The 9824-nt window shown below is 70.1% G+C and carries 12 protein-coding genes; 7 read left to right on the top strand and 5 right to left on the bottom strand.

Annotated elements, in window-relative coordinates:
* Positions 1–129: 129 nt before the first annotated feature.
* From LGR69_RS01215 to LGR69_RS01195, 5 genes are all read right to left on the bottom strand, one after another.
* On the bottom strand, positions 130–870 hold the full coding sequence (locus LGR69_RS01215) for an ABC transporter ATP-binding protein (protein WP_091861627.1): 741 nt from the start codon (positions 868–870) through the stop codon (positions 130–132).
* Complete coding sequence (locus LGR69_RS01210; protein WP_230364955.1) at positions 867–1175, bottom strand: hypothetical protein; 309 nt, start codon at positions 1173–1175, stop codon at positions 867–869. Before LGR69_RS01210 ends, LGR69_RS01215 begins: the two co-directional genes overlap by 4 nt.
* On the bottom strand, positions 1175–1609 hold the full coding sequence (locus LGR69_RS01205) for a cupredoxin domain-containing protein (protein WP_230364954.1): 435 nt from the start codon (positions 1607–1609) through the stop codon (positions 1175–1177). Before LGR69_RS01205 ends, LGR69_RS01210 begins: the two co-directional genes overlap by 1 nt.
* A 102-nt stretch (positions 1610–1711) precedes the next feature.
* Positions 1712–2695: a YVTN family beta-propeller repeat protein gene (locus tag LGR69_RS01200; protein WP_007563852.1), complete on the bottom strand. Its 984-nt coding sequence runs from the start codon at positions 2693–2695 to the stop codon at positions 1712–1714.
* A gap of 125 nt (positions 2696–2820) precedes the next feature.
* Complete coding sequence (locus tag LGR69_RS01195; RefSeq protein WP_230364953.1) at positions 2821–4068, bottom strand: ABC transporter substrate-binding protein; 1248 nt, start codon at positions 4066–4068, stop codon at positions 2821–2823.
* Positions 4069–4251: 183 nt separating this feature from the next.
* Here LGR69_RS01195 and LGR69_RS01190 point away from each other — a divergent pair, with 183 nt between their 5' ends.
* The 7 genes from LGR69_RS01190 (at position 4252) to LGR69_RS01160 (ending at position 9807) form a co-directional block, all read left to right on the top strand.
* Positions 4252–4758 (top strand): DUF3280 domain-containing protein, encoded by a 507-nt coding sequence (locus tag LGR69_RS01190; RefSeq protein ID WP_122160908.1) that lies wholly within the window; start codon positions 4252–4254, stop codon positions 4756–4758.
* 28 nt (positions 4759–4786) lie between these two features.
* Positions 4787–5488: a (5-formylfuran-3-yl)methyl phosphate synthase gene (locus LGR69_RS01185; RefSeq protein ID WP_230364952.1), complete on the top strand. Its 702-nt coding sequence runs from the start codon at positions 4787–4789 to the stop codon at positions 5486–5488.
* Positions 5485–6054, top strand: a complete 570-nt coding sequence (locus tag LGR69_RS01180; RefSeq protein ID WP_230364951.1) for an amino acid kinase family protein — start codon at positions 5485–5487, stop codon at positions 6052–6054. The genes LGR69_RS01185 and LGR69_RS01180 overlap by 4 nt, the downstream gene beginning before the upstream one ends.
* Complete coding sequence (locus LGR69_RS01175) at positions 6051–7610, top strand: DUF6513 domain-containing protein (protein ID WP_230364950.1); 1560 nt, start codon at positions 6051–6053, stop codon at positions 7608–7610. Before LGR69_RS01180 ends, LGR69_RS01175 begins: the two co-directional genes overlap by 4 nt.
* Positions 7611–7613: 3 nt before the next feature.
* Positions 7614–8204, top strand: coding sequence for a DUF447 domain-containing protein (locus tag LGR69_RS01170; RefSeq protein ID WP_230364949.1), 591 nt, complete (start codon positions 7614–7616; stop codon positions 8202–8204).
* Between the two features lie 116 nt (positions 8205–8320).
* Entirely contained in the window at positions 8321–8854 is a 534-nt protein-coding gene (locus LGR69_RS01165) for an SRPBCC family protein (RefSeq protein ID WP_091861642.1), read from the top strand.
* On the top strand, positions 8851–9807 hold the full coding sequence (locus LGR69_RS01160) for a YncE family protein (protein WP_230364948.1): 957 nt from the start codon (positions 8851–8853) through the stop codon (positions 9805–9807). The genes LGR69_RS01165 and LGR69_RS01160 overlap by 4 nt, the downstream gene beginning before the upstream one ends.
* The last annotated feature ends 17 nt before the right edge of the window (positions 9808–9824 follow it).

The raw sequence follows: 9824 nt of genomic DNA, 5'->3' as shown, positions 1-9824 counted from the left end.
AGGCGCCTTCGATCTCGTAGCGAGGGCTACGGCCGGAAACACGCGCCTGCCCCTCCCCCCTCTGCGGGGGCCGGCCCACCCTCCCCCGCAGAGGGGGGAGGGAGTGCGCGCGTATCGTCCGGTCGTCCATCACGCCGCCGCCCTCCCCGGCTCGGCGACGAGGCGGCGGAAGGCGTCGGCGAGGTTCTCGCCCGGCGCGCCGATATCCCCGGCCCGGCCCCGGGCGACAATGCGGCCCCGGTGCAGCACCACGGCGTCGTCCTCCGGCGCGATCTCCTCGAAGATGTGGGTCGCCCAAAGGACGGATAGGCCCTCCTCGCGCACCAGGGCGCGGACGATCGCGACGATGTCGGCCCGGGATTCGAGATCGAGCCCCACCGTGGGCTCGTCGAGCAGCAGCAGGTCCGGCCGGTGAATCAGCGAGCGGGCGATCTCGATCCGGCGCGACTGGCCGCCCGAGAGCGTGCGGACCTTGTCGTGGCGCCGGTCGGCGAGGCCGACGCGGTCGAGCAACTCCCCCACTCGGAGCTTTCCTGCCTTGCGGGCGATGCCGTGGAGGCTGGCGTGATAGAGCAGGTTCTGCTCGACGGTGAGGTCGGTATCGAGGGTCCGGGCCTGGAACACCACGCCGAGCCGAGCCAGGGCCCGGGAGGGCTCGCGGTCGAGCCCGTGGCCGAAGATCGAGACCCGGCCGCTCTGGTTGTTGTAGAGCCGGGTGATCACCGAGAACAGCGTCGTCTTGCCGGCGCCGTTGGGCCCGAGCAGGGCCGCGAACCGCCCGCGCTCGACGGTGAGCGAGACGTCATCGAGCGCCGCCCGCGCGCCGAAGCGGTGGCCGACATGCTCGACCAGCAGCGCCGCCTCGCTCATCGGCCGAGCGCCCGGCGGGCATCCGCGACCGCGTCGAGACACTCGTCGAACTCGCCCTCCTTCTGCTCGCGCTCGGCGACCCGGAGGGCTTTTTTCAGTTTTGGCAGAGCAGCCTCGGACGGGTTCGCCGCGAGCGCATCGCGGATCATCGTGATGCCTTCCGCGCAGGAGGACGCGTCATCGGCCGCGTAGGCGGGCGTGGTTAGAAAGATGCTGAGGAGTGCGAGCGCGAACCCCCTCCCCCCGCAGAGGGGGGCGGGAGATGCGGCGGCAGCCTCGCGCCAAATTCTGAATTCGGCGCCCATCACTTCACCGTCAGGGTGCCGGTCATGCCCTTCGCCTCCAAGCCGCGGGCCTCCCACTTGTAGGCGCCCGGCTTGATCGCGACGAACTCGACGGCGATCTCACCGGGATCGTCGAACTCCAGGTGATCGGGGGCGCCGCCGCCGTGGATCTCCTTGTGCTCGATGACGATCTGGTTGAGCCAGATGTAGCGGAAGAACTCGGGCGCGTAGAACTTGTATTCCTGGCGGCCCTTGGCCACGATCCGCAGCCGGTAGGCCTTGCCGGATTCGAGGGTGATATCCTTGTTCTCGACCGCGAAATCGTTGCCCTGATCGTCGCCGAGGACGAGGTCGGGCAGGTTCTCCCGCTTCTTGGTCAGGTCGAGGGCCGCGGCGGGACCGGCCGCGAACAGGCCGGCCAGGGCGAGGGTTGCGATCCGAAGCGTTCGCGTCATGTCGTTCCTATCCCTGTGCCGCCGTTCACGTGGCGATGCCTTGCGTCATGGGCCTTCGATCGGGTTACAGGCCCCGATCTGCCGCCCGTCCTCGCGTGACAATCAGTTCGGGGAGATGGCCACGCCCCAGGGCAGCAGGCCGACCGGGATGCTTTTCACCACCTTCTCGGCGGCTACATCGATCACCGAGACGTCGTTCGATGTGCCGTTAGTGGTGAACAGCATCTTCTGGTCGGGCGTGAAGGCGAGCTGCCAGACGCGCTGGCCCACCGGCAGGTACTTCTCGACCGCGTAGGACTTGGCGTCGATGACCGCGACCCGGTTGGCCGGGCCGAGCGCCACGAACGCCTTGGTACCGTCCTTGGTGATGCGGATGCCGACCGGCTGGATCGCCTCGTCGTTCACGCTCGGGATCTTGAAGGTGATCTTCTTGATCACCCGGCGCTGGGCCACATCGATCACGCTGACCGTGCCGCCGACCTCGGCCGAGACCCACAGGAACTTGCCGTCGGCGGTGAACTCGGCAAAGCGCGGCCGGGCATCCACCAGCACGTTGTCGATGACTTGGAACGTCTTGGTGTCGATGAAGTGCGCCATGTTGGTGGTCTCGGAGGTGTTGACCAGGATCTTCCCGTCCGGCGACAGGCCCATCCCCTCCGGCTCGACCCCGACCGGCACCTCGGCCAGGACCTTATTCTTCTCGATGTCGATGATCGTGACCTGGCTGTCATCCTCGTTGGCGACGTAGAGCGGGTTGCCGGAGGCATCGAGGATGAACTGCTCGGGGTCGGGGCCGGAGCGCAGCGAGCGCACGACCTTGCCGGTGCTGGTATCGAGCACGTCGATCCGGTCGTCGTCGCTGGCGCAGACGAAGACCTCCTTGCCGTCCTTCGACACGGTGACGCCGCGCGGCCGGCGCCCGACCTTCCAGGTCGCGGTCACGGCCATCGTATTCGTGTCGATGACGCTGACGGAATTGCCCTTCTCGTTGGTCACGTAGGCGGTGAAGGCGACGGCCGGCCCGCTGAGGGCGAACCACGCTCCGAGGGCGACCACACTCAGACCTGCCTCGACGCGGCGGCGCATACGCATTCCTTCCCTTGTGACGTCCCGGCGTCCTCGGAGGACGTTCTCGGAGGTGGATTGTAGAGCATCGCCCGCGCGTTGCGAGGGCGCGGGCCCCTCGCCAACGCCGCAGGCGGCGCCAAGCCTCATTTGAACTTGCAGGTGGTCTCCGGCAGGTCGACCCCCAGCGTGTCGAGCGGGGTACGCTGGTGCAGGAAGCCCTGCTCGGGCGCGACCGAGACCAGGGCCTTCGGCTGGACCACGATCACCGGCTGGCGCAGCTGGTGATCCCAGGGGCGGAAGGTCAGCGACACGCCCTTGTAGGCCGGCAGGTTGAAGGCCGGGTCGACCAGGTATGGGGCCAGAACCGCCGGATCGTTGGTCTTCTTGGCGGTGACGGCGTCGCCGACGGTGCGGACCGCGGCCCAGACCTGGTAATCGAGCGGGCGCATCAGCCGGGAGGCGAGCCGCCGGAAGCGGTTCTGGGCCTGCGCGGCGCCCCAGGTCTCGAGGACGGGCGACCAGCTCGTGGAGGTGAGCGCCTGGGTGCCGCCCACCGGGCGGGGATCGACGGTGCGGTAGGAGACGTAGTCGCCCCAGTCGCCCTCCTCGTCGGCCACGATCGCCATGTCGTAGTCGAGGCCCCGGGTGAAGACCATCGCCTCGGCCCGGGTCGGGGTATCGCCGCGCGCCTTGGCAAGCGGCCCGAAGGTCCAGGGCTTCTCCGCGGTGATCTTGAGGCCGAACTTGCGGGCGGAGTTTCGTACCGCGTCGGCATAGGCCTTGTCGGCGTCGGTCGGGCCGACGATCAGAAAGATCTTCCGCCAGCGCATCACCGTCAGGTACTGCGCGACGGCATCCGTCAGCATCGCCCGGGACGGCAGGATGTGGAACACGTTGGCCCGGCAATCGGCGCCGCGCAGACGGTCGTCCGGGGCGCCGGCATTGAGCACCACCGCGCCGGTCTCCTTGACCGCGTCGGCCACCGCCAGCACCGCGTCGGCCGGCAGGGCAAGCACGAGGTAGTTCACGCCCTTGGCGATGAGCTCCTTGGCGGCCGCCACGGCGTCGGGCTTCTCGTCGCTGAGCGCGATCTCGTCCAGCGCGAAGGTCTGCTTGGTGAAGCGGCCGGTGGTGTTGTTGTCGGCGATGCCCATCTTGGCGCCGGCCAGCCCCTCGTCCTCCGGGGCGGCCTCGGCATCGTAGGAGGACGGCGCCGGCTGGGGCCGGTAGATCAGCCCGATATGCGTGTCGATCGGCGGCGGCGCGGGCTGCTGGGCCAGGGCCACGAGCGGCGCCAGCACCCCGCAACCAGCGAGAACGGCCCGGAGGCGGGCCCGATACCGGGCGGGCCGGGTGATGCGCTGGACCGGGGCGTGTGCAGGATCGTGCATGTGCGCGGGCTCTAGCAGCTTCCGATCCGGCCGCTCAACCGCGGCTTCTTGGCGAATGATCACGTTCGCGTCGTGGGCCAAGCACGCGACGATGTACATTGCCAATTTGTCCCTTCGCCCGAGCTATAGGGACGCGAATGCGCCGGATGACACGGCATCGATCATCGTGAGGGAGCCCCGAGGATGCGCCACCTGTTCGCCTGTGCGGTGACCGCCTGCCTCCTCGCCGGCCCCGCCGTCGCCGCCGAGAAGGCTGCGATCTTCCCCGTCGAGCTGTTCGACCCCGGCGCCAGCTACGGCACGCGGGTTCGGCCGGTGGACACGAAGAAGCTGGCGTTGGTGACTGACGAGCTGCGCAACGCCCTGCACAATCAGGCCGGCCTGGAGATCGTCGATACCGCCCCGAAGGCCGACGTGGTCGCCAAGGAAGGGCCGCTCTACAAGTGCAACGGCTGCGCGGCCGACATCGCCAAGAGCCTGGGTGCGGATCTCGTCGTGACCGGCTATGTGGAGAAGGGATCCGGTCAGATCTTCAACCTGAACGTCACCATCGCCGAGGCCGAGACCGGCAAGATGGTGCGCGGCGGCCAGGTGACGATCCGGGCCGATACCGACGACACCTGGGCGCATGCCATGCGCTGGGTGGTGAAGAACCGCCTGCTCGCCGAGCCGCTGCCCGGCAAGTCGTGATTGCGTGCCGCACATCTTCGAGAGATCCGTGTCCGCGTTCCCCGTTCCGCCAGCCCCCCTGCCCAGCCTCCTCGTCAGCGTCCGCGACCCGGCCGAAGCCGAGGCGGCCCAGCTCGCCGGGGCCGACCTGATCGACGCCAAGGATCCGGAGCGCGGGGCGCTCGGCGCCCTCGACGTGGGCGTGGTGACGGAGATCGTCGCCCGGATTGCCGGCGCGGCCGTGACCAGCGCGGTGGCCGACCCGGCGCCCGACGCCGTCACCGCGATGGCCGCGACCGGGATCGACTGGGTGAAGACGGGCCTCGACGCCCGGGACCGGCGCGACAAGGCCGCGATGGCCGCCTTGGCGGCGGCCGCCCCCGGCCGCCTGATCGCGGTCCTGTTCGCCGAGGACGGCCCGGCGGCCGATCTGGTCCCGGCCCTGGCCCAGGCCGGCTTCGCGGGGGCGATGATCGACACCGCCGGCAAGTCCGGCGCGCGGCTGACCGATCTCGCCGAGCCGGAGGCGCTGGCGGCGTTCACGGCGGCCTGCCGGACGCACGGGCTGATGAGCGGGCTGGCGGGCTCCCTCCGGATCACCGACATCCCGGTCCTGAGCGCCCACCGACCGGATTATTTCGGCTTCCGCGGCGGACTGTGCCGGGACTTCGACCGGCGCAACGGCATCGATCCCCTGCGGGTCGCCGAGGCCGTGCGCGCCCTGCGGCCGAACCATCGGGACGCCGCGTGACGACGGTCCTCAAGATCGGCGGCAGCCTCGAGGCGGATCCGGCGCGGCTGCGCGCCCTGCTGGCGGAAGCGGTCGACGGCGCCCACGGGCGCTGCGTCGTCGTGCCGGGCGGCGGGACCTTCGCGGATGCCGTGCGGGCGGATCAGATCCGCGACGGCTTCGACGATGCGGAGGCCCACCGCCGCGCCCTCGACGCGATGAGCCGCATGGCCAGGTTTTTTTGTGAGCAGGAGCCGCGACTGATCCGTAGCATCGAACCCTGGACCGACGATGCCGCGGCTTGCATCTGGGACCCGGCGAGCCTGCGCGCCGGCCATCCCGATATCCCCGAGAATTGGGACGTCACCTCCGACAGCCTCGCGCTCTGGCTGGCCGCGCGCCTGCCTGCCCGCCTTTGCGTGCTGGTGAAGTCCGCCGATGCCGCGCCGGAGGAAACCCTGGACGCGCTGGCCGGCCGCGGGCTGGTCGATGCCGCCGTCCCGGATTTCGCGCTGCGCTACGGTGGCCCGATCGCGATCTGGGGGCCGACCCGCCGGGTGACGCTGCAGCAGCGGGTGGCCGCGTGAGCGCCCCCGAGCACATCGTCTTCGTCACCGGCCGCCTCGCCCGGGCGCGGCTGGAGAAGGTCGCGGCCGGTTTGCCGGCAACGATCCGCTGGAGCATCGCGGATGCCGGCGTGAAGGTCGCCGCGCTGATGACCGAGGAGATCATCCGCCGCCGGGTCGAGATCCCCGAAGGTGCGACCCGGATCGTCCTGCCGGGCCGCTGCCGGGCCGATACCGCCCGGCTGGCCGAGCATTTCCACCTGCCGGTGGAGCGCGGGCCCGACGAGGTGGTGGATCTGCCGGCCTGGCTCGGCCTCGCCGGCCGCAAGGTCGATCTGTCGAAGCACGATCTGCGGATCTTCTCCGAGATCGTCGACGCGTCGAAGATGACGCCCGACGAGATCCTGGCCAAGGGCCTCGACCTCGCCCGCCGCGGCGCCGACGTGATCGACCTCGGCGGCCTTCCGGACACGACCTTCCCGCATCTGGAAGAATCCGTCGCGGCCCTGAAGGGCGCGGGCCTCAAGGTCAGTGTCGATTCCTTCAACCGGGACGAGCTGGCCCGGGGCGCCCGCGCCGGGGCCGACTACCTGCTCAGCCTGAATATCGACACGCTCGATCTCGCCTTCGAGACCGACGCGGTGCCGATCCTGGTGCCCCTGCGCCCCGACGACCTGCCGTCGCTCGACCGGGCGATCGAGCGGATGCTGAAGGCCGGGCGTCCGTTCCTGGCGGATCCGATCCTGGAGCCGATCCACCACGGCTTCGTGGATTCGATCAGCCGCTACCGGGACACCCGCGCCCGCTGGCCCGACATCCAGATGATGATGGGCACCGGCAACCTCACGGAGCTGACCGAGGCGGATTCGCTCGGCGTCACCGCCCTTCTGGTCGGGATGTGCTCGGAACTGTCGATCGGCAACGTGCTGATCGTGCAGGTCTCGAACCACACCCGCCGCACCGTCGAGGAGCACGACGCCGCCCGCCGGGTGATGTACGCGGCGAAAGTCGATTCCGCCCTGCCCAAGGGCTACGGACGCGCGCTGCTCGCCCTTCACGACAAGCGCCCCTTCGTGCAGACCGCCGCGGAGGTCGCCCAGGCCGCCGCCGAAATCCGCGACCCGAATTACCGGATCGCCGTCGCCGAGGATGGGATCCACGTCTACAACCGCGACGTCCACAGGGTCGGCACCGACGCGATGGCCTTCTTCCCCGACCTCGACGTGAAGAGCGACGGCGCCCACGCCTTCTATCTCGGGGCCGAGCTCGCCAAGGCCGAGACCGCCTGGCGGCTCGGCAAGCGCTATGTCCAGGACGAGCCCCTCGACTGGGGCTGCGCGGCCGATTCCGATGTCGAGGATTCCACCGCCTTCAAGAAGGCCGGCCATACCCGCCATTCCGGCCCCGACGCGCCGCCGCCCGGCACCCGCGACGCCCGGCTGGTGAAGCCGGAGGCGGATGCCGACGCCCCCGAGACGATCACGGAATCCGAGGCCCGGGACGAGGTGGCGCCCGAGACGGCCCAGCCCGCGACCAAGCTGGTCTGCGGCCGGTTGGTGCCGGCGGACGAGGCCTGAGCCATGCCGCTGATCCTGGAGACCATCGTCACCACCCTCGCGCCCTCTGGCGAGCTGCACCTCGTGCCGTTCGGGCTGATCGGCGAGGCGGACGGCTACGTGCTGGCGCCGTTCCGGCCCTCGCCGACCATCGCCAATCTCGAGGCCAACCCGTGCTTTGCAGCCTCGAGCCCGCGGGACATCCGGGTGATCGCCGGCGCGGTGACCGGGCGGCGCGACTGGCCGACCGTGGCCTGCACGGCCATTCCCGGCCGGCGGCTGGCCGACAGCTTCGGCCATGCCGAGTTCGCGGTTGCCTCGGTGGAGGAGCGCGAGACGAGGCCGCGCTTCCGCGGCCGCATGGTCCATTCCGCCGCCCACGCGCCGTTCATCGGCTACAACCGCGCCCAGGCCGCGGTGCTGGAGGCGGCGATCCTCTCGACCCGGCTCCACATGCTTGAGCCGGACAAGGTGTTGACGGAGATGGCCTACCTCGCCATCGCCATCGCCAAGACCGCGGGCCCGCGCGAGCGCGAGGCCTGGGGCTGGATCGAGGACAAGGTCGCGGAGGCTCTCGGCCCCGAGGCACGGGTTCTCGATCGGGACGCACGCTAGACCCGTATCCGGGCGTTCGGATGCGGGCCTGACACTCACTTGTGACACGCTCTGGAGCGCCAAACCGGTATTCCCCTGACCGGAATGCGCCCTGGAGGCGGGAGGAGCAGGACACGATGAAGAAAATAACCCTGGCCCTGGCGGCCACGGCTGCCCTGGTGGCGGCGACCGCGCAGGCCCATGGCCCGACCCGGCGCAAGATCACCGAGTCGATCGAGATCAACGCGCCGGCCGACAAGGTCTGGGCCGTCGTCGGCGACGTCAAGAACGCCGACTGGATGGAGAACGTCACCAAGACCGAGGTCAGCGGCGACGTGCCGACCAAGTTCAAGCGCACTCTGACGCTGAAGAACGGCAACCAGATCCAAGAGACCAGCAACAAGTACAAGCCGGACGAGAAGCTGTTCTCGTACTACATCGAGAAGGTCGACGTGAAGGACCTGCCGGCCAACGACTATTCCGCAACGATCACGGTCGAGCCGGCGGGCGACGCCAAGTCCAAGGTCGAGTGGAAGGCCGCCTTCTACCGCGGCTACATGAACAACGATCCGCCGCCCGAGCTGAACGATGAGGCCTCCGAGAAAGGCGTCGGCGCCTGGATCAAGGCGAGCCTCGCCAACCTGAAGGCCAAGGTCGAGAAGGGCTCGTGAGCCTGAACAGGCGCGGCGCGGCGCTCGCCGCCGCCCTCGCCCTCGTCGCGACGCTGGCCCGCGCCGAACCGGCGCGGGAGGCGATCGTGACGGCCCAGCTCGGCGGCACGGTCGAGATCGTCGACCTCGCCGCCGGCAAGGTGGTGCGCAGCATCGCGCTCGACGGGGCCCCGGCCGGGATCGCCCTGTCGCCGGACCGCAGGCGCGCCTACGTCACCCGGCCCGAGGGCCACGGCCTCGCCGTGCTCGACCTCGAGGCCGGCCGGGTCGTCGCCGAGGTGCCCCTGCCCGGCGGACCGCTCGGCGTCGCCGCCGATCCGAAGGGCGGCACGGTCTACGTGGCGGATTGGTACGGCCACCGCCTGTTCGTGCTGACCGAGCGCGACGGTACGCTGGTGCCCGACGGCGAGATCGCGGTGGGCGCCTCGCCCTCCGGCATCGCGGTCTCGCCCGATGGGGCGACGCTCTACGTCGCGAACCGCGAGGCGGATACGGTCTCGGTGGTGGACGCCAAGGCCCGCAAGGAAACGAAGACGATCCCGGTGGGCCAGCACCCGTTCGGCATCACGCTCGATGCCGCGGCCGGGCGCGCCTACACGGCCAACGTCACGAGCGACGACGTCTCGGTGATCGACCTCGCGGCGGGGCGCGAGATCACCCGGATCCCCACCGGCCGGCGGCCCTACGTGATTGCGCTGACGCAAGGCCGCGGCTTCGTCACCGACCAATATGCCGGCAGCGTCACGGCCTTCGACCTCGCCACGCTCAAGCCGATCGCCGACATCGATGTGGGCGACCATCCCGAGGGCATCGCGGCCGATGCGGACGGCCGGCTCTACGTCGCCAATTGGGGCGACAACTCGCTCAGCGTCCTCGACGGCCGCACGCTCAAGGTGTTGACGACCATCCCCACCGGCAACGGCCCGCGGGCCTTCGGCGACTTCCTGCGGTAACGATCGGGGTTTCGGCG

The sequence above is a fragment of the Methylobacterium brachiatum genome (assembly GCF_020523825.1).
Taxonomy (GTDB): domain Bacteria; phylum Pseudomonadota; class Alphaproteobacteria; order Rhizobiales; family Beijerinckiaceae; genus Methylobacterium; species Methylobacterium brachiatum.
This window is presented reverse-complemented; position numbering and strand designations above follow the sequence as displayed.